General features: G+C 73.6%; 19 protein-coding genes and 1 tRNA gene. 16 read left to right on the top strand and 4 right to left on the bottom strand.

The window, feature by feature from the left end:
* Nucleotides 1-169 precede the first annotated feature (169 nt).
* The 13 genes from secY (at nucleotide 170) to FE374_RS15685 (ending at nucleotide 14128) form a co-directional block, all read left to right on the top strand.
* Nucleotides 170-1459, top strand: coding sequence for a preprotein translocase subunit SecY (secY, locus tag FE374_RS15745; protein WP_139930121.1), 1290 nt, complete (start codon nucleotides 170-172; stop codon nucleotides 1457-1459).
* Nucleotides 1456-2034 carry an adenylate kinase gene (locus FE374_RS15740; protein WP_139930120.1) on the top strand — a complete coding sequence of 193 codons (579 nt, stop codon included), beginning with the start codon at nucleotides 1456-1458 and terminating at the stop codon, nucleotides 2032-2034. The genes secY and FE374_RS15740 overlap by 4 nt, the downstream gene beginning before the upstream one ends.
* A 107-nt stretch (nucleotides 2035-2141) precedes the next feature.
* The gene (map, locus tag FE374_RS15735; RefSeq protein WP_139930119.1) at nucleotides 2142-2975 is read left to right on the top strand and encodes a type I methionyl aminopeptidase; all 834 of its coding nucleotides are present in this window, start codon (nucleotides 2142-2144) and stop codon (nucleotides 2973-2975) included.
* Nucleotides 2976-3243: 268 nt separating this feature from the next.
* On the top strand, nucleotides 3244-4719 hold the full coding sequence (locus FE374_RS15730; RefSeq protein WP_168205722.1) for a sugar transferase: 1476 nt from the start codon (nucleotides 3244-3246) through the stop codon (nucleotides 4717-4719).
* Nucleotides 4720-4994: 275 nt separating this feature from the next.
* On the top strand, nucleotides 4995-7472 hold the full coding sequence (locus tag FE374_RS15725; protein WP_139930117.1) for a helix-turn-helix transcriptional regulator: 2478 nt from the start codon (nucleotides 4995-4997) through the stop codon (nucleotides 7470-7472).
* Between the two features lie 5 nt (nucleotides 7473-7477).
* A complete protein-coding gene (locus tag FE374_RS15720) occupies nucleotides 7478-9937 on the top strand; it encodes a helix-turn-helix transcriptional regulator (RefSeq protein ID WP_139930116.1) in 2460 nt (819 codons plus the stop codon).
* A gap of 214 nt (nucleotides 9938-10151) precedes the next feature.
* The gene (gene infA, locus FE374_RS15715) at nucleotides 10152-10373 is read left to right on the top strand and encodes a translation initiation factor IF-1 (RefSeq protein WP_043501486.1); all 222 of its coding nucleotides are present in this window, start codon (nucleotides 10152-10154) and stop codon (nucleotides 10371-10373) included.
* Nucleotides 10374-10440: 67 nt separating this feature from the next.
* Nucleotides 10441-10554, top strand: coding sequence for a 50S ribosomal protein L36 (rpmJ, locus tag FE374_RS15710; RefSeq protein WP_139931644.1), 114 nt, complete (start codon nucleotides 10441-10443; stop codon nucleotides 10552-10554).
* A gap of 145 nt (nucleotides 10555-10699) precedes the next feature.
* Entirely contained in the window at nucleotides 10700-11074 is a 375-nt protein-coding gene (gene rpsM, locus FE374_RS15705; RefSeq protein WP_139930115.1) for a 30S ribosomal protein S13, read from the top strand.
* Nucleotides 11075-11145: 71 nt separating this feature from the next.
* The gene (gene rpsK, locus FE374_RS15700; RefSeq protein ID WP_139930114.1) at nucleotides 11146-11553 is read left to right on the top strand and encodes a 30S ribosomal protein S11; all 408 of its coding nucleotides are present in this window, start codon (nucleotides 11146-11148) and stop codon (nucleotides 11551-11553) included.
* Nucleotides 11554-11693: 140 nt separating this feature from the next.
* The gene (locus FE374_RS15695; protein WP_139930113.1) at nucleotides 11694-12716 is read left to right on the top strand and encodes a DNA-directed RNA polymerase subunit alpha; all 1023 of its coding nucleotides are present in this window, start codon (nucleotides 11694-11696) and stop codon (nucleotides 12714-12716) included.
* 25 nt (nucleotides 12717-12741) lie between these two features.
* A complete protein-coding gene (rplQ, locus tag FE374_RS15690) occupies nucleotides 12742-13329 on the top strand; it encodes a 50S ribosomal protein L17 (protein ID WP_139930112.1) in 588 nt (195 codons plus the stop codon).
* A 70-nt stretch (nucleotides 13330-13399) separates the two neighbouring features.
* The gene (locus FE374_RS15685; protein WP_230978348.1) at nucleotides 13400-14128 is read left to right on the top strand and encodes an alpha/beta fold hydrolase; all 729 of its coding nucleotides are present in this window, start codon (nucleotides 13400-13402) and stop codon (nucleotides 14126-14128) included.
* Between the two features lie 61 nt (nucleotides 14129-14189).
* On the opposite strand, the gene FE374_RS15680 is transcribed toward FE374_RS15685, so the two are convergent.
* From FE374_RS15680 to FE374_RS15665, 4 genes are all read right to left on the bottom strand, one after another.
* Nucleotides 14190-14969: an ROK family protein gene (locus FE374_RS15680; RefSeq protein WP_139930111.1), complete on the bottom strand. Its 780-nt coding sequence runs from the start codon at nucleotides 14967-14969 to the stop codon at nucleotides 14190-14192.
* A gap of 9 nt (nucleotides 14970-14978) precedes the next feature.
* Complete coding sequence (gene selB / locus FE374_RS15675) at nucleotides 14979-16751, bottom strand: selenocysteine-specific translation elongation factor (RefSeq protein WP_139930110.1); 1773 nt, start codon at nucleotides 16749-16751, stop codon at nucleotides 14979-14981.
* Nucleotides 16751-18067, bottom strand: coding sequence for an L-seryl-tRNA(Sec) selenium transferase (gene selA, locus FE374_RS15670; RefSeq protein ID WP_230978347.1), 1317 nt, complete (start codon nucleotides 18065-18067; stop codon nucleotides 16751-16753). The genes selB and selA overlap by 1 nt, the downstream gene beginning before the upstream one ends.
* 13 nt (nucleotides 18068-18080) lie before the next feature.
* Nucleotides 18081-18175, bottom strand: a tRNA-Sec gene (locus tag FE374_RS15665).
* Between the two features lie 164 nt (nucleotides 18176-18339).
* On the opposite strand from FE374_RS15665, the gene selD reads away from it, so the two are divergent.
* The 3 genes from selD to FE374_RS15645 are packed head-to-tail and all read left to right on the top strand — an operon-like array spanning nucleotide 18340 to nucleotide 23718.
* A complete protein-coding gene (gene selD, locus FE374_RS15660) occupies nucleotides 18340-19332 on the top strand; it encodes a selenide, water dikinase SelD (protein WP_139930109.1) in 993 nt (330 codons plus the stop codon).
* 50 nt (nucleotides 19333-19382) lie between these two features.
* Nucleotides 19383-22757, top strand: a complete 3375-nt coding sequence (gene fdh, locus FE374_RS15650) for a formate dehydrogenase (protein WP_179957327.1) — start codon at nucleotides 19383-19385, stop codon at nucleotides 22755-22757.
* Nucleotides 22750-23718, top strand: a complete 969-nt coding sequence (locus tag FE374_RS15645; protein ID WP_139930106.1) for a 4Fe-4S dicluster domain-containing protein — start codon at nucleotides 22750-22752, stop codon at nucleotides 23716-23718. The genes fdh and FE374_RS15645 overlap by 8 nt, the downstream gene beginning before the upstream one ends.
* Nucleotides 23719-23855 lie beyond the last annotated feature (137 nt).

Here is a 23855-nt window from a genome sequence, read left to right as displayed (position 1 = left end):
CATGCGCGTGAGATGTCATCTCCTCGGTGAGACGTCATCGGGGACGAGGCTCCGGCCGCCGCGGGCCGGGGAATCGGTGGTGGCAGAGCACGCTGTAGTCTGACCGACGGCCCGTGCCGCGTCCGGCGGCCGGCAGGCCCCGACCGGGCCGAACATGCAGGAGGAAGTTTTGCTCAGCGCATTCGCCCAGGCGTTCCGCACGCCTGACCTGCGGCGCAAGCTGCTCTTCACGTTGGGGATCATCGCGATCTACCGCATCGGGACGTTCATCCCGGCCCCCGGGGTGTCCTACTCCAACGTGCAGCAGTGCCTCTCGGCCGCGGGCACCGGTGACCTCCTGGGGATGGTCAACCTGTTCAGCGGCGGCGCGCTGCTGCAGCTGTCCGTCTTCGCGCTGGGCATCATGCCGTACATCACGGCCAGCATCATCGTCCAGCTCATGCGCGTGGTGATCCCCCGCTTCGAGGACCTCCACAAGGAGGGCCAGGCGGGCCAGTCCAAGCTGACGCAGTACACGCGCTACCTGACGATCTTCCTGGCGGTGCTGCAGTCCTCGGTGATCGTCACCGTCGCGAACACGGCACTGTTCCAGGGCTGCCCCGTGCTGCCGATCCCGGACGACTCCCCGCTCAACTTGCTCATCACCATCACCACGATGACCGCCGGCACCGGCCTGATCATGTGGCTGGGTGAGCTCATCACCGAGCGCGGCGTCGGCAACGGCATGTCGCTGCTCATCTTCACCTCGATCGTGGCGAGCTTCCCCTCGGCGCTCGGCTCCATCGCCGGCGGCACCAACGGCGTCCTGAACCTCATCGTGGTCATCGTCCTCCTGCTCCTGGTCACCCTTCTGGTGGTCTTCGTCGAGCAGTCGCAGCGGCGCATCCCGGTGCAGTACGCCAAGCGGATGGTGGGCCGGCGCCTGTACGGCGGCTCGTCCACCTACATCCCGATCAAGATCAACATGGCGAACGTGATCCCGGTGATCTTCGCGTCCTCGCTGCTGGCGCTGCCCACCCTGGCCGCCCAGTTCGGCGACCAGACCTCCGGCTGGGTGCAGTGGCTCATCGCCAACGTCGCCGACCCGACGGCGCCCCTGTACATCGCGTTCTACGGCCTGCTGATCCTCTTCTTCGCGTTCTTCTACACCTCGATCACGTTCAACCCGGACGAGGTCGCGGACAACATGAAGCGGTACGGCGGGTTCATCCCGGGCATTCGCGCCGGCCGGCCCACCGCCGAGTACCTGCAGTACGTGATCACCCGGATCACCACCGCCGGTGCCATCTACCTCACCGTGGTGGCCCTGCTGCCCACCATCGTCATGGCCCAGATGAACATCACCCAGCTCGTGCTGGGCGGCACCTCGATCATCATCGTCGCGGGCGTCGGCCTGCAGACGGTCAAGGAGATCGACTCCCAGCTGCAGCAGCGTCACTACGAAGGGTTCCTGCGATGAGTGCACGTCTCGTCCTCCTCGGTCCTCCCGGGGCCGGCAAGGGCACCCAGGCCGCCCGCATCAGCGAGCGCCTCGGCATCCCCGCGATCTCGACCGGCGACATCTTTCGCGCCAACGTCGCGGAGCAGACCGAGCTCGGCAAGCGTGCCCAGCGCTACATGGACGCCGGCGAGTACGTGCCCGACGAGGTCACCAACGCGATGGTCCGGGACCGCCTGGCCCAGTCCGACGCCGCGGAGGGCTTCCTCCTCGACGGCTACCCCCGCACCGCGGATCAGGTGGCGGAGCTCGACGGCATGCTGGCCGACGGCGGCACCCGGCTCGACGCCGTCGTGGAGATCACCGCCGACACCGACGAGGTGGTCCAGCGCATGCTCAAGCGCGCCGCCGAGCAGGGGCGTCCGGACGACACCGAGCCCGTGATCCGGCGTCGTCTCGAGGTCTACGCCGAGCAGACCGCGCCGCTGGCGCGGACCTACGACGAGCGCGACCTGGTCGTCCGGGTCGACGGCATCGGCGCGGTCGACGAGGTCACCGACCGCATCATGGCTGCGCTCGAGCCGCGACTCGGCTGAGACCGCTTGCCGTGCTGTGAGCGCCTGCCCGGTGACATGTCGCGGAGGAGATGACATCTCGCCGGACGGATGACATGTCGCCCCGGCGGGGAGAGAAGGAGAGCGCCGTGTTCGGCCGCGAGAAGATCGAGTACAAGACCCCCGACCAGGTCCGCGCCATGCGGCGCGCCGGGCTGGTGGTCGCCGACATCCACGCGGCGTTGCGCGACGCCGTCGCTCCCGGCATGACCACCGCCGACCTCGACGCCGTCTCCGCCGATGTCATCGCCCGCGCCGGGGCCAAGCCGAACTTCCTCGGCTACCACGGCTTCCCGGCCACCGCCTGCATCTCGGTCAACGAGGAGATCGTCCACGGCATCCCGGGGGACCGTGTGATCCGCGACGGCGACGTCGTCTCCTTCGACTGCGGCGCAGTGGTGGACGGCTGGCACGGCGACGCCGCGTTCTCGCTGGTCGTGGGGGAGGGGACCGCCGAGGACCAGGCGCTCGTGGAGACCACCGAGGAAGCCATGTGGGCGGGGATCGCCGCGCTGGCCACCGGCAGCCGGCTCGGGGGCGTGGGTGACGCCGTCGAGGACGTCGTCACGCGGGCGAACGCGGCCCGCGGGGTCGAGCTCGGCATCGTCGAGGAGTACGTCGGCCATGGCATCGGGACCGCGATGCACCAGCCGCCGGACGTGCCGAACTACCGCACCCGCGACAAGGGCCCCCGGCTGCGCCCGGGCATGTGCCTGTGCGTGGAGCCCATGATCACCGCCGGCTCCCCGGAGAACAAGACGCTGGCGGACGACTGGACCGTCGTCACCCTCGACGGCTCCCGCGCCGCGCATTTCGAGCACACCGTCGCCCTGCTCGACGGCGGCATCTGGGTGCTCACCGCCCCCGACGGCGGCGCCGGCCCGCTCGGGGAGCTCGGTGTTCGGGTGGCGCCGCTCGGGTGAGCACCCCTCACCCCCGCACCACCCCGTAGCCCTGCACACCAGGACCGTCTCACCCGCCTAGATCCAACCCTTTCAGGCTCCCATCACCCACGGGAGCCACCATCCCGGCCGGGCGTCGCTGGTTGCCTTCGGGTATCCGGGAAGTGAGTGACGGGCCCGTCCGTGGCCCGTCCGCCCCGGTCGGTGAACCGGGGAGGCAACGGGTGGTCGGCAGCGTCGTGGTCGGGCAGGCACCTGGTGCCGCGCGCCCATGCCGGGAGGCGGTCTGATGGCCGTCACCGTGGAGCAGCGCGAGCTCCTCCCGCTGTCCCACCGGGCCTGGCGCTCACGCGCCTGGCGCGTGCCAGGTCACCGCACCGCAGGCGCCGTGGGCGTGTGGCGGACCTGGGCACCGGTGTACCGCCTCCTCGCGGTGGCGCAGGACGTGCTGCTCACCGCCGCAGGGGTGGCCGTGGTGTGCGGGCCCACGCTGCCCGCCGCGGCCGTGGTGGCGGTGGCCGCGGCGACCGCCGCCCTCCTGGTGGGCCTGATCGCGCTGCACCACGGCTACGCGGCCGAGACCGCCGCCAACGGGCCGCGAGAGTTCGCGGCGATCTTCCGGGGCGGGACCATCCTGGCCGGGCTCGCCCTCGCGGCCGCGTACGTGGCCGACGTCGCCCTGCCCCGTCCCCTGCTGCTCGGCGCGCTGCCCCTGACCCTGGCCGCGATCGCGGCGGGCCGGGCAGCGCAGCGGTCCGTGGTGCGCCGGCGCCGGCGCCGTGGCCGCCTCATGCGCCCGGCACTGGTGGTGGGCGGGCGCGAGCACGTCGAACCCCTCCTCCAGGCGCTGGCCGAGGGCACCGAATACGGTCTCGAGCCGATCGGGATCTGCACCACCGCAGCCGACGACGCACCCTGGCCGCTGCCGGTCCTGGGGGACATCGCCTGCCTGCGGCACGCCCTGATGGAGTCCCGCGCGGAGGTGGTGATCGTCGCCTCGGCCTCGGTCAGCGCCGCCGAGCTGCGCGAGCTGTCGTGGCTGCTCGAGGGCGCGGGCGTGCAGTTCATGGTCGCGCCCAACCTCCTCGAGGTGGGGATGCCCCGGATCTCCATGCAGCCCACCGCGGGCATGGCCCTGCTGTCGGTGACCATCGGGGCCTCCCGGCGCCGGCTGGCCACCAAGGCGGTGCTCGACCGGGTGGCCGGTGCGCTGCTGCTGCTCGCCGCCGCGGCCGTGCTGGTCCCGGCCGCCCTCGCCGTCAAGATCACCTCCCCCGGTCCGGCGTTCTACCGCCAGACCCGGATCGGCTCGGACGGCAAACCGTTCACGATGTTCAAGCTCCGCTCGATGACCACCGACGCCGACACCCGACTGGCCGACCTCGTCGAGCACTCCGACGGCAACGGGACCTTGTTCAAGATGCGGCAGGACCCCCGGGTCACCCCGGTCGGCAAGTTCCTGCGCCGGTACTCCGTGGACGAGCTGCCCCAGCTGATCAACGTGGTGCGCGGGGAGATGTCCCTGGTGGGTCCCCGGCCGCCGCTGCCGCGGGAGGCCGAGACCTACGACGCCGCCGCGGCCCGCCGGCTCCGCGTCAAGCCGGGCCTGACCGGACTCTGGCAGGTCTCCGGCCGGTCCGACCTCAGCTGGGAACAGTCCGTCCGGCTCGACCTGCGCTACGTCGACAACTGGTCCGTCCCCATGGACCTCGCCATCCTCGGGCGCACGGTCGGCGCCGTCTTCGGCGGCAAGGGAGCGTACTGACCCCACTGAACCCACCGAGACACACCATCGACCCGGCCCCTGCGGCCAGAAGAGGACAACCAAGCAGACCCAGAACGACAGCATCGACTCTTCCGGGCGCGGGACGCCCGCACACCCGCGCGCCCGCCCCAGGAACATGGGGGGTCCGTTTCCCGTCGACGTTTGACGATTTGCACCTAACCTGAGTGGCCTGACGGGTGGCGCTGGGCCGCCCGAAGGCCCGCCGTGGCCCGGGTGACCGGGCCGGGGGCCCGTGTGGCGAGGGTGAGGTGCGAATGGTCGAGGTGGCACCCGCGGTGGTGATCAAGCGGCCCCGCACGCCCAAGGACGTCGTCGTCGAGCAGCGCCTGCTCGACCTGCTGGACGCGCGCACGCCGCTGACTGTGGTGCGCGGCCCCCGCGGTTTCGGCAAGACCACCCTCATCGGGGCCTGGCTCGCCGCGCTGCCCACGGAACAGGACGCGGTCTACCTCCGGCTCACCCGGGCCAGCAACGACGCCGCCACCTTCTGGTCAGGCCTGGCCGGCGGGCTGGCCGCGGCAGGCGCCATCGACCCGGACCCGGCCGGCGACGCCCGCGAGGAGGTGGTGCGCCACCTCGGTTCCCGGTCGCGGCCGCTGACCGTCGTCATCGACGACTTCCACCACGCCGGACGGCGCGAGGACGCCGCCGACATCGACGACGAGCTCGTCGAGCTCGTCCGCCAGAACGAAAACCTCTACCTCGTGGTGGCCACCCGGACCAGCCGGGTCCTGGAGACCACCGGCTCGCTGTCCATCGACGTCACCGTCATCTCCCCGCGCGAGCTGCGCCTGAGCGCGGCCAGCGTGGCCGCCCTCGCGGCGCGTACCGGGGTCGCGATCGGCGAGGCCCAGGCCGCGCGGCTCGCCGACGGTTTCGGTGGCTGGCCGGCGGCGATCCGTGACGTCCTGGTCCGCTCACGCGGCGACGGCGGCCGGGTCAACCTCGCCCTCGCCGACCAGTACATCGCCACCATGGTGCGCGACCTGCGGCACGAAGCGGTCCGCAGCTTCATGCTCCGCACCGCGGTGCCGGAGGAGTTCGACGCCGAGCTCGCGGGGGAGGTCGCCCCGAGCGAGAAGGTGCTGGCCATCCTGCGCAACGTGCGCTCCGCCGGTCTGCTGCGCGAGGAGGTCCGGGACGAGCGCCGGGTCTACTCCTACGCGCCCCTGGTGCGCCAAGCCCTCGTCCGGGTGCTCACCGAGTCCCGGCCCCAGCAGCTGCACGAGGTCCACGCCGCCCTGACCGGCTGGCACATCCGCAACGGCGACCCCGTCCGCGCCATCCTGCACGCCGTCCAGGCCGGTGCGTGGGACACGGTCGAACAGCTCATGGAGGAGCACTGGGCGCGGCTCATCACCCAGGAGCCGTGGTCCCTCGTCGCGGCGGCGCAGCTGATCCCGCCGGAGGTCGCCGCCGCCCACCCGCGGCTGCAGGTGGTCCGCGAGGAGGTCGGGCCGGCTCTGCCTGCCAATGACGACGGCGCGCTGCCCGTCCCGCCCTGGCCCACCAGCGACCTGCGCGGCCTCACCGCGGAGCTGCGCGCCCGGCGCGCCGAGGCCTGGGACGGCAACTCCCTCGCGCTGCTCCAGTGGGGCGTGGCGGCGGTCATGGCCGGGGACCTCGGCACCGCCCTGTACGCCTTCGGGCGCTGCCGCGAGCGGGGGCACAGCCGCGGGGACGTGCCCGGTGCCGTGCGGCCGGCGACGGCGGGGCTCGCCCTGACCCACGCCCTGCTGGGTGACGTCGAGATCGCCCGGGGCTGGCTCGAGGACCCCGCGCTGCGGGTGCTGCCCGACGACGAGTCGCGGCAGGGCGCCGAGCTCACCGCCACCGCGGCGGGCATCGCCCGCGCCCTGGTCGCGCTCGACGCGCTCGACGAGGACCTCGACGACGCCGTGGACGCGATCCCCGAGCGGCACCGCCGGGACGAGATCTGGTCCCTGACCGTGTTCCTGCGCGCCAGCCGCGCGGGGCTCGCGGGTGAGGCCGCGGAGGTCGCCAGGTGGGCGGCGAACCTGCGGGCCGCCCGGCACTACCTGCCCCGGGCGGGGCTCGCCGAGACCGTGATCCGGGTCGAGCTGGTGGACCTGCTCATGGACGGCGGGATGGTCGCCGCGGCCCGGCAGGCCGCGCTGAATCTGCCGGTCTCCGTGGTGAGCCTGCCGACCCACGCGCGGATGAGCCTGGCCGACGGCGACTACGCCCGGGCCATCGCGCACGCGCGCACCGGCCTGGCGCACCCGCGGCTCAGCCAGCGTTCCGCCGTCGTGTGCCACCTGGTGGTGGCCTCGGCGCAGTACGCCCTCGGCGAGCGGCTCGCCGCCCACCGCGCCTTCGAGCAGGCCATCGAGGTGGCGGTCGGGTCCGGCCAGCGCCGGCCGTTGCTGACCATGCGGTACGCGACCTTCGTTCAGCTGGCCGGCACCGACACCGCCACGGCGGCCCTGTGGCCGGAGCGGTTCCGGCCCCGCGCCCAGGAGGACGATGTCGCCTCGGCCGCCCGGCCCGCGGAGCCGCTGAGCCGCCGCGAGCACCAGGTGCTGGACGCGCTCGGCCGGCACGCGGGCGCCGTCGGGGTGGCGCAGGAGCTGGGACTGTCGGTCAACACAATCAAAACCCACCTCCGAGCCGTATACAGGAAGCTGGGTGTGGGCAGCCGTGAGGAGGCCCTGGTCGCCGCGGCCGCCCGCGGGGCGACGGCGCCGGGACCGCAGTGGGCGAAGGGATGAGCGTGATGGCGCAGCGGGGGGGCAGGTACACGCGGGCGGGGACGCCGCTGCCGCGGGTGTCCGCCACGTTCACCCCGACGCCCCGGGCCCGCGAGCTGCTCTCCACCCTGCCGTCCGTGGTGGTCCTGCGGGCGCCGCGCGGGTTCGGCAAGTCGAGCACCGCCGCCGAGTGGCTGCGACGCCCGGACCTGCCCGACCACGACGTGGTGTGGGTGACCCTCCCGCCCCAACCCGCGACCGGTGCCACCTTCTGGCGGGCGGTGGACGCCGCCGTCGAGCGCGCAGGGCTGGGGGAGGCTCTCGCCGCCGACGGCTGGGAAGGCGTCGCCCAGGTTGCCCAGGCGCGGCGACGGCGGCTCGTGCTCGCCGTCGACGGCTACGACCGGGTGCGGGACCCGCAGGTGGACGAAGAGCTCGTGGCGCTCGTCCACGCCCACGAGGAGCTCCACCTCGCCCTGCTCATGCGCGTCAGCCGGCCTGTCGAGGCGCTGGCGCGGGTGGCCATGGACACCGTGGTCCTGACCCGGGAGGACCTCGCGCTCGACGCGGTCCAGGTGGTGGAGCTCGCCCGGGCCACCGGCCGACCCGTCACCGCGGACGAGGCGGTCCGGCTGAGCGAGGACCTCGGCGGGTGGCCCGGTCTGCTCCGCGCCGCCCTGCTCACCGCGTCTCGCGGGCCCGGCGGCGACCTGGTGCTCGACACCGGTGGTCTCGCCGACTACCTCCGGCTGGTGCTCCAGGACGACGAGCTCGCCGGGACCGGCGAGGACCTCACCGCGCTGGCCGTCCCGGAGGCGGTGACCGACGAGGTGGCCGCCCACCTGGTCGGCCCCCACGTGCTCGCGGAGGCCCTGCCGCGCGCCCAGGCCGCCGGGCTCGTGCCCGACGGCGACCACTCCCTCACCTACCCCGCCACCGTGCGTGACCTGCTCCGGCGCATCCTGCGGGAGGACTCGCCGACGCGCTACCGCGACCTCAACCGGTCGATGACGCAGCACGCCAGGCGGTCCGGAGACTTCGTCGGGGCGCTGGGGCACGCGGTGCGCACCCAGGACCCCGGCGCCGTGCTCGACGTCGTGGAGGACGGCTGGAACGATCTCGTCGGCCACCCCGCGGCCGTGCGGGCCGCGCTCGCCCACGTGCCGGCCGACCTGCTCGAACGCTCCGCCAAAGGCCGCGTGGCCCGCGACCACCTGCTGCCCGCCGAGGTATCGACAAGCTTCCTCATGGCCGTGGTCAGCGGGCTCCAACCGGGCGCCGGGTGGGAGGACGACGGCGCGGACCGGTTGCCGGCGCCTGGCACCGATGTGGCGGAGGAGGCCGAGCTCCTGGTCCGGCTGGGCACGCAGGCGCTGCTCGACGGCGACCCGCTGCGCGCCGCACACGCCTTCGCCGACGCGGAGGTCCGGCTGGCAGACGGCGACGGGGCCAACCCGGCGGGTGGCGGAGCCATCGGCCCGGCGGGTGGCGGGGCCAACGGCACGGCCGGCAGGGCCCGTGCCGGCGCCGCCGTGAGCATGGCCCTCCTGGGACACCCCACCGCGGCGCGCCGCTACCTCGCCGGCGGCACGGCGGACGGCGCGCTCGGCCGCGTGGCGGCCACGCTCGTGCCGAGCCTGCTCGCCCTGGACGCCCTCACCCCGACCGTGCCGGCCGACGACGTCGCCCTGCCGCCACACCTCGCCGGCCTCGAGGCGATCGCCCTCTACGTCCGGGCGGGCACCGCCCTGCACAGCGGGGCCGCGCACGAGGTGGTCGGCGAGCTCGAGCAGTTCCGGCACGGCCCGGCCGGGCACTTCCCGCTCGCGGAGCACCTCATGATCGCGGCGCTCGTCGACCTCTACCTCGCCGCCGGACGCGGGGACCGCGCACGGGCCCTGGTCGACGGCCACGAGAACGGTGAGGAGACCTCGTGGATGCGTGCGGCCCGCGCCCGGGTGGCCCTGTACACCGGCGAGCACGACCTCGCGATGGAGCTCACGGGGGACGTCAACCAGCTCGCGGCGCTGCGGCCCCGCACCGCCCTGAAGCTGGCGGTCATCCGCGCGGTGGCGGCCCACCGCGCCGGGCACCGGCAGACCGCCGTCGAGGCTCTCGACCTGGCGACCGGGCTGGCGGTCGGCTCGGGCAACATCCGCGCCTTCGCCTTGGTGCCCCGGGGTGACATCGAGCAGCTCGCCGCGCACGCCCCGCGCGCTCGGGAGATCCTCGACCGGCCCGAGCTCGCCGCCGGTGCCGTGGCACAGCCGCTCCCCAGCCGGCCCGTGAACCTGAGCCGCAGCGAGCTGCGCGTGCTGGTCGAGCTGGCGACCGGGCGGCCGGTCACCTATGTGGCACGGCGCCTGTTCGTGTCCGAGAGCACGGTCAAGACCCAGGTGCGCAGCATCTACCGCAAGCTGGACGTGCACACCCGCGCCGACGCCCTCAGCCGGGCCCGGGCGCTCGGTATCCTGCCTACTGGGTGAGCCGGGCGCCGTCGTCGCGTGCCTGACGGTGCGCCGGCTGCCGTCGTCCCCGCTTCTCGGGCCTGCCGGTGACGGCCGTCACCGGCGGCACGGTTTCCTGGGTGGAGGGGATGCCGTAGGATGGTCCGCTGGGCGTGGCTTCTACGTCCGTGCGCTCGCACGGCGGACGGAGTCGGCACCGCAGATAGTTCAAACACCTACGTTAGCGGGGGTCATGGCGAAGAAGGACGGCGTCATCGAGATCGAGGGCAGTGTGGTCGAGGCACTCCCCAATGCGATGTTCCGCGTGGAGCTGAGCAACGGGCACAAGGTCCTTGCACACATCTCGGGCAAGATGCGCCAGCACTACATCCGGATCCTCCCCGAGGACCGGGTGGTCGTCGAGCTGAGCCCGTACGACCTCACCCGGGGTCGCATCGTCTACCGCTACAAGTAACCACCACGATCGAATCGCCGTCGTGACGGACCTGGGTGGGTCCACCATGCGCGGCGGCGGAGGAAACATGAAGGTCAAGCCCAGCGTCAAGAAGATCTGCGACAACTGCAAGGTCATCCGTCGCCACGGCCGGGTCATGGTCATCTGCCAGAACCTGCGCCACAAGCAGCGTCAGGGCTGACGCCCTGAGCCGGGGTCTCCCCGGCACCAACGCACCACCGCAACGCCCGCCGGAAGGCGGGGGCGACCCCCGGCTCGGAGGCCGGGGCCCGCGGCTTCGCGGGAGGGTGGTGCACCAGACCTCCGACCCACAACAGGAGTGAAAGTTGGCACGTCTCTCTGGCGTCGACCTCCCCCGCGAGAAGCGGCTCGAGGTTGCGCTCACCTACATCTACGGCGTCGGGCGCACCCGCGCCGCCGAGACGCTCCAGGCGACGGGCATCAGCCCTGACCTGCGCGTCAAGGACATGACAGACGCGGACCTCGTCGCGCTGCGTGACTACATCGAGGGCAACTTCAAGGTCGAGGGTGACCTCCGCCGCGAGGTCGCCGCGGACATCCGCCGCAAGGTGGAGATCGGCTGCTACCAGGGCCTGCGCCACCGTCGTGGCCTGCCCGTGCACGGGCAGCGCACCAAGACCAACGCGCGCACCCGCAAGGGACCCAAGCGCACCGTGGCCGGCAAGAAGAAGGCCCGCTGACCCAGCAGTCCGAGCCCGGCGCCCGCCGCGCCGGCCCGGTCCGATGACCTCACCAGGAGAAAAAAACCCCTATGCCTCCCAAGACTCGTACGGCGACCGCGGCGCGCAAGCCGCGCCGCAAGGAGCGGAAGAACGTCTCCCACGGCCACGCCTACATCAAGAGCACCTTCAACAACACGATCGTGTCCATCACGGACCCGACCGGCGCCGTCCTCGCCTGGGCGTCCTCCGGCCAGGTCGGCTTCAAGGGCTCGCGCAAGTCGACGCCCTTCGCCGCGCAGCTCGCGGCCGAGGCCGCCGCTCGCCGCGCCCAGGAGCACGGCATGAAGAAGGTCGATGTCTTCGTCAAGGGTCCCGGCTCCGGCCGTGAGACCGCGATCCGCTCCCTCCAGGCCACCGGCCTCGAGGTGGGCTCGATCCAGGACGTGACGCCCCAGGCGCACAACGGCTGCCGCCCGCCCAAGCGCCGCCGCGTCTGATCGACTCTCGGGCCGGGGTGTGCGCTACGGCGCACACCCCGCTCCGTGCCCTCAGCACCACCCCTGCCGGACGGACAGATGCCCGGCAGGGTCCTCGCCTCGGCGTCATATAGCGGACGTCGGCTGAAAGGAACCCACCAGTGCTCATCGCACAGCGCCCCTCGCTCACCGAAGAGGTCGTCTCCGACTACCGTTCGCGGTTCGTGGTCGAGCCCCTCGAGCCCGGCTTCGGCTACACCCTCGGCAACTCGTTGCGCCGGACCCTGCTGTCCTCGATCCCTGGCGCGGCGGTCACGTCGATCCGCATCGACGGCGTGCTCCACGAGTTCTCGACCGTTCCCGGTGTCAAGGAAGACGTCACCGAGATCATCCTGAACATCAAGAACGTCGTCGTCTCCTCGGAGAACGACGAGCCCGTCGTGATGTACCTGCGCAAGCAGGGCCCGGGTGTCGTCACCGCCGGTGACATCACCCCGCCCGCCGGTGTGGAGGTGCACAACCCCGACCTGCACATCGCCACGATCAACTCCAAGGGCAAGCTCGAGATCGAGCTCACCGTCGAGCGTGGCCGCGGTTATGTCTCCGCGGTGCAGAACAAGAGCGCGGACGCCGAAATCGGCCGCATCCCGGTCGACTCGATCTACTCGCCGGTCCTGAAGGTCACGTACAAGGTCGAGGCCACCCGTGTGGAGCAGCGCACGGACTTCGACAAGCTGATCGTCGACGTGGAGACCAAGAACGCGATCGACCCGCGCGACGCGCTCGCCTCCGCCGGCAAGACCCTCGTCGAGCTCTTCGGCCTTGCCCGCGAGCTCAACGTCGAGGCCGAGGGCATCGAGATCGGCCCCTCGCCGACCGACGCGGCCCTGGCTCAGGACCTGGCACTGCCGATCGAGGACCTCGGGCTCCTCTCGCGCTCGTACAACTGCCTCAAGCGCGAGGGCATCCACACCGTGGGCGAGCTCGTGGCCCGCAGCGAGGCCGACCTCCTGGACATCCGCAACTTCGGCGCCAAGTCGATCGGCGAGATCAAGGAGAAGCTGGCCGGGCTGGGGCTGGGCCTGAAGGACAGCCCCGCGGACTTCGACCTCTCGGCGCACGCCGGCGACGAGGACGACGACGCGTACGGCGACATCCAGTTCAGCGACGAGCAGCCCAGCTGACTTTCCATATCAACTAGGAGACACCATGCCTACCCCTCCCAAGGGTCCCCGTCTGGGTGGCAGCGCTGCGCACGAGCGGCACATGCTGGCCAACCTGGCCACCGCGCTGTTCGAGCACAAGAAGATCACGACCACCGAGCACCGCGCGAAGCGCCTGCGCCCGGTGGCCGAGAAGCTCATCACGCTCGCCAAGCGGGGTGACCTCGCCTCGCGCCGCAAGGTGCTGACGACGCTGAGCCGCAAGGACATCGTCGCGGAGCTGTTCGAGCAGACCGCGCAGCAGTTCGCCGAGCGTAACGGCGGGTACACCCGCATCACGAAGATCGGCCCCCGCAAGGGCGACAACGCCCCCATGGCGGTCATCGAGCTGGTGCTCGAGCCGGTGAGCCCCAAGCAGGCCACCGTCCGTGAGGCCGAGAAGGCCACCGAGCGGGCCGCGAAGGCCACGCCGGTCGAGAAGACCCCGGCCGCCGAGGCTGCCGAGGAGACCCCGGCCGCCGAGGCCCCCGCCGCCGAGGCGGAGGCAGCCGAGAGCTCGGCCGAGGCAGCGACCGAGCAGGCCACGGACGCCGAGGCCGGCCAGGCCGAGGGCGAGCCCGACCCGCACGCCTGATCAGCGACGTCGAAGGGCCCGGTCCGGGGAAACCCGGACCGGGCCCTTCGGCGTGTGTGAGGGTGGGGCCGTGGCCACCCCGACCGTGCTGCTCGTCCACGGCGTGCGCACGTCCGCCACGATGTGGCGCCGTCAGGTCGAGGCGCTGACCTCCGTCGGCGTGCCCGTCCTGGCGCCGGACATGCCCGGTCACGGCACCCGCACGAGGACGCCGTACACGCTGGCCGGTGCTCTTGACACGATCGACGCCGCGGCCGCTGGCGTCCAGGGGCCGCTCGTCGTCGTCGGGATGTCGATGGGCGGCTACCTCGCCGTGCACTGGGCCGCGCACACCACGCACCGGCCGGACGCCGTCCTCGCGGCCTCGTGCAGCACCCAGCCCCGGGGACCCGGGCTGTGGGCGTACCGGCACGTCGCCCGGGCCGTCGGCCGCATGCCCGACGGCGGGGCCCGCCTCAGCGACGCCCTCGCCCGCCGCTTCCTGCCCGTCGCCGCGCAGGACGACGTGGCCGGTGGCGGCATGGCGCTCGGCGTCATGGATGCCGTCCTCGCGGGGATGGCCGGCGTCGACATGCTGGCCGACCTGGAGGCCCTCGATGGCATGCCGGTGTGGCTGGTCAACGGCCGGTGGGACCACTTCCGCACGCAGGAGCGCCGGTTCGTGCGCCGGTGCGGGAACGGTCGCCTGGTGATCATCCCGCGGGCGACGCACCTGGTGTCCCTCGTGCAGCCGGTCGCCTTCACCCGGGTGGTGCTGGAGCTGGTCGAGCACGTCCGGGCGCCGGCGCGGGCCGCCTGAGCGGGCCCGGTGGGGCTGTACGCGAGGGCCGGTGGAGGATGCCCACGGCCGCGGCGGCGCCTCAGTCCCGGCGCGCCGTTCCCGGGATCTCCAGCTCCCAGGCGCGCACCCCGCCGACGATCCCGGCGCTGTTGGGCACGATGACGACGTCGTCACCCAGCCGCTCGAGCACCGCCGGGACGATCCGGCGGGAGTTGCCGCCGCCGACGTAGAGCCGGTCCCACAGGTACATCGGGCGCAGCGCGTCGACCACCTTGCGGACCCGGCGCGACCAGTGCGCGTCACCGAGGCGCAGCCGCTCGTGCTCGCCGATGTAGTCGTCGTAGGTCAGGCCCCACCGCACCGGCCCCTGGCTGAGCTCGACGTGCGGGGCGAGCCGGCCGCCGTCGAACACGGCGTTGCCCAGCCCGGTCCCCAGGGTCACGATGATCTCCAGACCCGCGCCCGCGATCACCCCAGCCCCGTGCACCTCGGCGTCGTTGAGGACCAGCGCGGGCATCCCGAGGGCGTCCTCGACGGCGCTGCGCATGTCGAAGCCGGACCAGTGCAGCACGAGCTCGGGCAGCACCCGGGTCCGCGGCCCGGACTTGGTGACGTAGTGCGGGGTGGCCACGACGACCCCGTGGCGCAGCATGCCCGGCATCCCCACGGTGGCACGCGAGGCGGCGGGCAGCTGCTCGGCCAGCGAGGCGATGGTGCGGACGAGGCGATGCGGAGGCAGCGGGTAGGGCGTGGTGGCGCGCACCGGTGGCGCGTGCACGGTGCCGGCGGTGTCGAGCACCGAGGCCTTGATGCCACCGCCGCCGCAGTCCACGGCGAGGGTCAGGACATCGGGCTTCACATCGTGAGACTACCGGGGGCCGGATGTGGTTCCGGCTGTGGTCACGGTGCGGCGGTCGTCCGGCAGCCGGCGGGTCAGGCCCCGGCGGTCCAGGTGCTCCAGGAGCGGCAGGGCCACCCGACGGGACGTGCCCAGGCAGACCCGCGCCTCGCTGGTGGTGAAGGGCTGGTCCAGGGCGGCGAGCCGGCGGGCGGCGGCCTCCGCGGCACCGGCCGCCAGCACGATGCCCGGGGCGGGGCGCAGCACCCGGCCGGCCCGTGCGGCTGCCGCCAGGGCCCGCTCGTCGAGGCCGAGCTCGCGGAGCCGGTCGACGGTCGGGGCGGCAAACGGGGAGGCGACCAGGTCGGCCTCGAGATCGGTAAGCGCCCGGTCGACGGCCGGGGGCAGGGCGGTGTCCTCCCCGGTGGTCACGCGTCCGCCCACCACGACGAGCGGCGGGCGCAGCAGCGCCCGCAGCAGCGGCTCGGGCACGTCGAGGTGCGCGGCCAGGACGGCGGGTGGCACGCCTGGGCTGAGCGGCTCGGCGGCGTCGTGGGCACGCACGGCCCGCTCGGCTTCCCGCGCGGCCGCCGCCGCCCGGTCGCGGGGCAGCGCCCACCGCCCGGCCACCACGGCGAGCTCGGCCGCGCCCGCGACGGGCACGCCCAGGCGGGCGAGCAGCTCGAGGTCGGTCAGGGGGCGACGGCGCAGCTCCTCGGCGAGGTCCGGGCGGCCGGTCGCGCCGGCCAGGGCGCGGGCCCGCCGGGCGCCGTCGCCCCGGCGGGTCAGGGGTGGGGGTGCGGGGTCGAGCACCGTGACGCCCCACAGCGCCCGCGAGCCGGGGTCGCGCAGCAGCGCCCGGTCACCCACGCGCAGCGGCACTGCACGGTCCAGCCGCAGCCGGGCGACGCCGTCGCCGAGCGGGCGGTGATGGGCGGCCACCGCCGTCGCCCCCACATGGAGCAACGGCCGGGTCGGCGGGGGCTCGGCGCCGCTCAGGTGCACGTCGGTGACGTCGGTGAGGTGCCACCGGCCGGGGGTGAGCAGCACGCTGCCGCGCCCGACGTCCGCCACGCCGTCCCCGGTGAGGTTCAGTGCCACCCGGGCGACGGCGGTGGCGGTGGGCACCTCCCGGCCGAGGGACTGCACGGCGCGCACCCGGAGCAGGCGGCCCTCGTGCTCGAGCCGGTCACCCGCCGCGACCCGCCCGGCGCTGAGCGTGCCGGTCACCACCACGCCGGCGCCCCGCATGCTGAAGCGGCGGTCCACCCACAGCCGCACGTCACCGGTGGTGTCGGGGGCGGGCAGCGCGCGCAGCATGGCCACCAGGGCGGCGCGCAGCTCGTCCATCCCCTGCCCGGTGGCGGCGCTGACCGGGACGACGGCGGCGTCGCGCAGGGTGGTCGGCCCGAGCTGGGTACGCGCTCGGGCGACGGCGGCGGCGGGATCGGCAAGGTCGGCGCGGGTGACGGCGACGAGACCGTGCGTGACGCCGAGCGCGTCCAGCGCGGCGAGGTGCTCGGCGGCCTGCGGCATCCACGGGTCGTCGGCGGCGACGGCGAGCAGGACCGCGGGCACCGGGCCGATGCCGGCGAGCATGGTGGGCACGAAACGCTCGTGACCAGGCACGTCGACGAACGCCACGTCGCCCACGCCCGGCAGGGACGTCCAGGCGAACCCGAGCTCGATGGTCAGGCCGCGGCGCCGCTCCTCCGCGAGCCGGTCCGGGTCCGTCCCGGTCAGCGCCCGCACGAGGGTGGACTTGCCGTGGTCGACGTGCCCCGCCGTCGCGACGACGTGCATCAGGGCCGCCGCAGCGCGGCCTGCCGGACCGCGGCCTCGAGCTCGCCGTCGTCCGCGGGCGGCACCATCAGCAGGTCCAGGAGCAGGCGCCCGCGCTCGACGTGCCCGACCACCGGCACCGGCCCGGCCCGCAACGGGGCGGCCAGGTCCGCCCGCAGCGCCACGGCGGCACTCTCGAGCCGCACCCCGGGCGCCCCGCCGCCACCGACCGCCGCCCTGGACGGCACGGCCTGCGCCGGCACGTCCGGCCGCAGCCGAGCCGCGATCGCCTCGGCCCGCGCCAGCAGCGCGGCCGGGTCCGCCGCCAGGGCGGCCGCCACGGGTGGTGGCGGCCCGGTAAGGGTGGCCTCCAGCGCGGCCAGCGTGAGCTTGTCCACCCGCAACGCCCGCGCGAACGGGTGGCGGCGCAGGCTCTGGACGAGGTCGGCGCGGCCCAGCAGCAGCCCGCACTGCGGGCCGCCGAGGAGCTTGTCGCCCGAGGCGGTGACCAGGTCCGCCCCGGCCCGCAGGGTGGTCGCTGCATCCGGCTCGCCCGGTAGGCGGGGGTGCGGTGCGAGCAGGCCCGAGCCGATGTCCGCGACCACGGGCACCCGGAGCGTGGCCAGCTCGGCCACCGGAACCGCGGCGGTGAAGCCCTCGACCACGAAGTTCGACGGGTGGACCTTCAGCACGAACGCCACGGTGTCGTCGAGGGCGTCGGCGTAGTCGGCGAGGCGCACCCGGTTCGTGGTGCCCACCTCGCGCAGCGTGGCCCCGACGGACTCCAGCAGCTCGGGGATGCGGAAGCCGTCCCCGATCTCCACCATCTCCCCGCGCGCGAGCACCACGGTGCGTCCGGCGGCCAGGACCAGCGTGGCCAGCGCCAGGGCCGCCGCACCGTTGTTGACCACGTGGACGTCCCCGGCGTCCGGCACCGCGGCCCGCAGCGCCGCCAGCGCCCCGGCCCCGCGCGGCCCGCGGCGGCCGGTGGCCAGGTCGAGCTCGACGTCGGTGGCGCCGGCTGCCACCGCCACCGCGGTCACGGCGGCGGCGGAGAGCGGTGCCCGGCCGAGGTTGGTGTGGACGACGACGCCGGTCGCGTTGACCACCCGGCGCAACGACGTGGCCGCCGCGGGCAGGGCGGCGACGGCGGCCTCGGTCACCGCCTCGGCCGGCAGCTCCCCGGCCCGGCAGCGGGCCAGCGACCGGTCCACCGCGGTCTTGACCAGGCCGTCGCCGAGCCGGTCGCGGGCGGCACGAAGCCGCGGGTCGGCCAGGACCCGGTCGGCGCGCGGCGTCGCACGGCGCGGGTCGGGCCCCTCCGGCACCTCGGGCACGCACGCCTCCTTCTGGCGGAGGCGGACGGGAATCGAACCCGCCTGGCCGAGATGCTCGACCACAACGGTTTTGAGGACCGCGCCCATCACCAGACGAGGTACGCCTCCGCCGGTCACCCTAGCGGCGGCGTCGGGCCGGGGCCCGTGTATGGCGGGCCCTCGCGACGGGCGGGTGCGCCGGCCGCCCGTCGTACCTCCCCTCGACGGCGGGCGCGGACCGCCGACGTTGCTCCCCCTCGACGGCCCCGCGGATCCTCCCTAGGCTGACGCGGGTGACGACGACGACGTCCCCACTGCGCCTGACCCAGTACGCCGCCGGCGGCGGGTGCGCCTGCAAGGTGCCGCCCGGCGAGCTCGAACGGGTGCTCGGCGGGCTGTCCCTCCCGACCGGGGAGGACCTGCTGGTCGGCCTCGAGAACGGCGACGACGCCGCGGCGGTGCGCATCGACGGCGGCCGGGCCGTCATCGTCACCGCAGACTTCTTCACCCCGGTGGTCGACGACCCCTACGACTGGGGCCGCATCGCCGCCACCAACGCCCTCTCCGACGTCTACGCCATGGGTGGCACCCCGCTGGTCGCCGTCAACCTGCTGTCCTGGCCGCGGCAGAAGATCCCGTTCGACGTCGCCGCCGAGGTGCTGCGCGGCGGCGCCGACGTGTGCGCCGCGGCCGGGACCTTCCTCGGCGGCGGGCACAGCGTGGACGACCCCGAGCCCAAGTACGGGCAGGCCGTCACCGGCCTGGCCGACGCCGACCGGCTGCTGCGCAACGACGCCGGCGAGGCGGGGCTGCCGCTGACGCTGACCAAGCCGCTCGGCCTCGGCGTGCTCAACAACCGGCACAAAGCCACGGGGGTGCGCTTCGAGGAGGCGGTCGCCACCATGACCACCCTCAACCGGGACGCCTCGGTCGCGGCGCTGGCCACCGGCGCGCGCTGCGCCACCGACGTCACCGGCTTCGGGCTGCTGGGCCACCTGTACAAGCTCGTCCGGGCCAGCGGGCTGACCGCCGTCGTCGAGGCCGCCGCCGTGCCCTACCTCGACGGCGCCCGCCAGGCCCTCGCCGACAGGTTCGTCCCCGGCGGCAGCCGGCGCAACCTCGACTGGGTGCGCCCGCACCTGCGCTCGGCGGTGAGCGAGGACGAGCTGCTCCTGCTCGCCGACGCGCAGACCTCCGGCGGCCTGCTCGTGGCCGGGGAGATCCCCGGCTTCCCGGTCATCGGCGAGCTGGTGCCCGCCCGCGAGCACGCGATCGACGTCCGGTAGTGGACCGGCGGCGGGCGCGCTAGGTTCGGCGGCACGGGGAGGGGATCGACATGGACGTTTCCAAGGTGTTCCTCAGCTGGCCCGTGGTGCGCCAGGCACTCGGCCCGGACGTGCTCGGTCGCGGCCCCGCCGCCCGGTCCCGGGCCACCGAGGAGCTCACCGCGCGCACCGTCACCGCGGACCGGGTGGCCCGCAGCGTGTGCCCGTACTGCGCCGTCGGCTGCGGTCAGCGGGTCTACGTCAAGGACGAGCAGGTCGTGCAGATCGAGGGCGACCCGGACAGCCCCATCTCCCGGGGGCGGCTGTGCCCGAAGGGCTCGGCCAGCAAGAGCCTGGTCACCGGCGCCGCCCGGCTGTCCAAGGTGCGCTACCGCCGTCCCTATGGCACCGACTGGGAGGACCTCGACCTCGACGTCGCCATGGAGATGATCGCCGAGCGGGTCCTCAAGGCACGCGAGGCCACCTGGCAGGACCTGGACGAGCGGGACCGGAAGGTCCGGCGCACCCTCGGCATCGCCAGCCTGGGCGGGGCGACCCTGGACAACGAAGAGAACTACCTCATCAAGAAGCTCTTCACCGCCCTCGGCGCCCTGCAGATCGAGAACCAGGCGCGCATATGACACTCCGCAACGGTCCCCGGTCTGGGGACCAGCTTCGGTCGCGGCGGCGCCACCGGTTTCCAGCAGGACCTCGCCAACGCTGACTGCATCGTCATCCAGGGCTCGAACATGGCCGAGGCCCACCCGGTGGGGTTCCAGTGGGTCATGGAGGCCAAGGCCCGCGGCGCGCGGGTCATCCACGTCGACCCCCGCTTCACCCGGACCAGCGCGCTCGCGGACACCTTCGTGCCGCTGCGCGCCGGCACCGACATCGTCTTCCTCGGCGCGATCATCAACTACGTCCTGAGCAACGAGCTCGACTTCCGCGAGTACGTGCTCGCGTACACCAACGCCGCCACGATCCTCAGCGCGGACTACACCGACGCCGAGGACCTCGACGGGCTCTTCTCCGGCTTCGACCCCGACACCCGCACCTACGACACGAGCAGCTGGCAGTACGCCGGCCAGGAGCACTCCGGCTCGGACGAGACGGACGCGGCCCGCGAGCGCGCCGTCGCCAGCCCCATGCAGCACGAGACCCACGGCGTGCAGATCGAGGGCCACCCGCCACGGGACGAGACCCTGCAGGACCCGCGCTGCGTCTTCCAGGTGCTCAAGCGGCACTTCGCCCGGTACACCCCCGAGCTCGTCGAGACTACGTGCGGGGTCCCGCGAAAGCAGTTCCTCGAGGTCGCCCGGGCCTGGGCGGAGAACTCCGGACGGGAGCGGACGACGGCGCTGGTCTACAGCGTGGGGTGGACCCAGCACAGCGTGGGCGCGCAGTACATCCGCACCGGCGCCATCCTCCAGCTGCTGCTGGGCAACATGGGCCGCCCCGGGGGCGGGATCATGGCCCTGCGCGGCCACGCCAGCATCCAGGGCTCCACCGACATCCCCACCCTGTACAACCTCCTGCCCGGGTACCTGCCCATGCCGCACGCCACGGACCACCCGGACCTCCAGGCGTGGGTGGACAGCGTGCGCCACCCAGGCGCCAAGGGGTACTGGGCCCAGGCCGACGCCTACGCCGTCAGCCTGCTCAAGGCCTACTGGGGCGAGGCCGCGACCGCGGAGAACGACTTCTGCTACGACTACCTGCCCCGCCTGACTGGCGACCACGGCACCTACCGCACGGTGCTGGACATGATCGACGGGAAGGTCAAGGGCTACTTCCTGCTCGGGCAGAACCCCGCCGTCGGCTCCGCGCACGGCCGCGCCCAGCGCCTGGGCATGGCCCAGCTGGACTGGCTCGTGGTCCGGGACCTGTACGAGATCGAGAGCGCGACGTTCTGGAGGGACTCCCCGGAGGTCGCCACCGGTGAGATCGTGACCGAGGAGTGCCCCACCGAGGTCTTCCTCCTGCCGGCCGCCTCGCACGTGGAGAAGGAGGGCACCTTCACCCAGACCCAGCGGATGCTGCAGTGGCGGGAGAAGGCGGTCGAGCCGACCGGGGACCGGCGCTCGGAGCTGTGGTTCTTCTTCCACCTCGGCCGGATGGTCCGCGAGAAGCTGGCCGCTTCCACCGACCCCAAGGACCGTCCGGTCCTCGACCTGGCCTGGGACTACCCCACCCACGGCCCGACGGCGGAGCCCAGTGCGGAGGCCGTGCTGCGGGAGATCAACGGTTACGAGGTCGCCACGGGACGTGAGCTGTCGTCGTTCACGCAGCTGCGGTCCGACGGCTCCACGGTGGGCGGCTGCTGGATCTACACCGGCGTCTTCGCCGACGGCGTGAACCAGGCGGCCCGCCGCAAGCCCGGCTCGGAGCAGAGCTGGGTGGCACCGGAGTGGGGGTGGGTGTGGCCGGCAAACCGGCGGATCCTGTACAACCGTGCCTCCGCCGACCCGCAGGGACGCCCGTGGAGCGAGCGCAAGGCCTACGTGTGGTGGGACGCCGACGCCGGGCGGTGGACTGGCCACGACGTGCCCGACTTCGAACCGGACAAGCCGCCGTCCTACCGCCCGCCGGAGGGGGCGGCCGGGGTGGCGGGCATCGCCGGGGACGACGCATTCATCATGCAGGGGGACGGCAAGGGCAGCCTGTTCGTGCCGCAGGGCCTGCTGGACGGGCCGCTGCCCACCCACTACGAGCCGGTGGAGTCCCCGTTCGCCAACCCGCTGTACGGGCAGCAGGCCAACCCCACCCGCATCGAGTACCGGCGCGATGACAACCCGCTGAACCCGAGCCCGCCGCTCGCCCACGGTGAGGTCTTCCCGTACGTGTTCACCACCAGCCGCCTGACCGAGCACCACACGGCCGGCGGCATGAGCCGGTTCGTGCCGTACCTGTCCGAGCTGCAGCCGGAGATGTTCGTCGAGGTCTCCCCGGAGCTGGCGGCGGAGCGGGGGTTGGAGCACCTGGGCTGGTGCCACGTCGTGACCGCGCGCGCCGCCGTGGAGGGCCGGGTGCTCGTCACCGACCGGCTGGTGCCGCTGCGGGTGGAGGGACGCACGGTGCACCAGGTGTGGTTGCCCTACCACTGGGGCACCAGCGGCCTGGTGCAGGGCGACTCCGCCAACGACCTGTTCGGCATCACGCTGGACCCCAACGTCCTCATCCAGGAGACGAAGGCGGGCACGTGCGACGTGCGGGCCGGGCGTCGGCCGACCGGGCCGGCACTGTTGGCGTACGTGGCTGGCTACCGTGGTCGTGCGGGGGTGGCGGGGGAGCGGTATGCCCCGTTCGTCACGGCGCGCGGTGGTGGTGGTGGCGACAGTGCTGGTGGCGACGGCGGTGGCGGGGCGGGCGGTAGCGGCGACGACGGCGGTGGCGGGGCTGGGGCAGCCGGGAACGGCGGCGAGGAGCAGGAGGGCGCTCATGGCTAGGAACAGCCTGTTCGGTCCGATCGACCCGGCGCGCGAGGCGGGTTACTCGGACCCGCCGTCGCGCATGGGCTTCTTCACCGACACCAGCGTGTGCATCGGGTGCAAGGCCTGCGAGGTGGCCTGCAAGGAGTGGAATCTCGTCCCCGACGAGGGCTACGACCTGCTTGGCATGTCCTTCGACAACACCGGCGCGCTCGGCGCGAACACCTGGCGGCACGTGGCGTTCGTCGAGCAGCCCGCCGGGGCCCGGTCCGGCGGGAACCGGGCGACGGTGGACCTCGGCATGCCGTCAGTGAGGCCGCCCGGCGGGCCAGGCTCCGACGTCGGCGCGCCCGACGGCGGGAGGGCTGAGGTCGGCTCGTCCGACGGCGAGCGGCCCGACTTCCGGTGGCTGATGTCCTCGGACGTGTGCAAGCACTGCACGCACGCCGCCTGCCTGGACGTGTGCCCCACCGGGTCGCTCTTCCGCACCGAGTTCGGCACCGTCGTCGTCCAGCCCGACATCTGTAACGGGTGTGGCTACTGCGTGCCCGCCTGCCCGTACGGCGTGATCGAGCGGCGCAAGGGCCCGGAGGGGGCACGCAACGTCGGGGTCGCCCAGAAGTGCACCCTCTGCTACGACCGGCTCGGTGCCGGGATGGAGCCGGCCTGCGCCAAGGCGTGCCCCACCGACTCCATCCAGTTCGGTGACGTCGACGAGCTGCGTGAGCGGGCCCGCGCGCGCGCGGAGACGCTGCGCGGTGCCGGGGTGAGCGAGGCCCGCCTCTACGGCGACGACCCGAACGACGGCGTGGGCGGCGCCGGCGCGTTCTTCCTGCTCCTCGATGAGCCCGAGGTCTACGGCCTGCCGCCGGATCCGGTCGTCACCACCCGCGATCTGCCACACATGTTCAACCGCGCCACCACGGCGGCTGTCGCGCTCTTCCTCGGTGCGGCCGCGGTGTTCCTGGGGAAGCGTTGAGCGGCGCGGAGGTGCCCCAGGACGCATCACGGGGGCCGGTGGGGGCAGGGGAGACAGGACCGGACGGCATCCGGCAGGGCCGGTGGGCGGGCGCGGGGGAGCGGCGCGGCGGTCCGGACCGGGGTGAGCGGAGCGGC

Source organism: Georgenia yuyongxinii, assembly GCF_006352065.1.
Classification (GTDB): Bacteria; Actinomycetota; Actinomycetes; order Actinomycetales; family Actinomycetaceae; genus Georgenia; species Georgenia yuyongxinii.
The sequence above is the reverse complement of the archived record's forward strand: the minus strand, read 5'-3'. Positions and strand labels throughout refer to the sequence as shown.

Coding starts and splice junctions, on each gene's coding strand:
- FE374_RS15740 (WP_139930120.1), top strand. CDS start 1,456: ATGAGTGCACGTCTCGTCCTCCTCGGTCCTCCCGGGGCCGGCAAGGGC.
- FE374_RS15730 (WP_168205722.1), top strand. CDS start 3,244: ATGGCCGTCACCGTGGAGCAGCGCGAGCTCCTCCCGCTGTCCCACCGG.
- FE374_RS15725 (WP_139930117.1), top strand. CDS start 4,995: ATGGTCGAGGTGGCACCCGCGGTGGTGATCAAGCGGCCCCGCACGCCC.
- FE374_RS15720 (WP_139930116.1), top strand. CDS start 7,478: ATGGCGCAGCGGGGGGGCAGGTACACGCGGGCGGGGACGCCGCTGCCG.
- infA (WP_043501486.1), top strand. CDS start 10,152: ATGGCGAAGAAGGACGGCGTCATCGAGATCGAGGGCAGTGTGGTCGAG.
- rpmJ (WP_139931644.1), top strand. CDS start 10,441: ATGAAGGTCAAGCCCAGCGTCAAGAAGATCTGCGACAACTGCAAGGTC.
- rpsK (WP_139930114.1), top strand. CDS start 11,146: ATGCCTCCCAAGACTCGTACGGCGACCGCGGCGCGCAAGCCGCGCCGC.
- rplQ (WP_139930112.1), top strand. CDS start 12,742: ATGCCTACCCCTCCCAAGGGTCCCCGTCTGGGTGGCAGCGCTGCGCAC.
- selB (WP_139930110.1), bottom strand. CDS start 16,751: ATGCACGTCGTCGCGACGGCGGGGCACGTCGACCACGGCAAGTCCACC.
- FE374_RS15645 (WP_139930106.1), top strand. CDS start 22,750: ATGGCTAGGAACAGCCTGTTCGGTCCGATCGACCCGGCGCGCGAGGCG.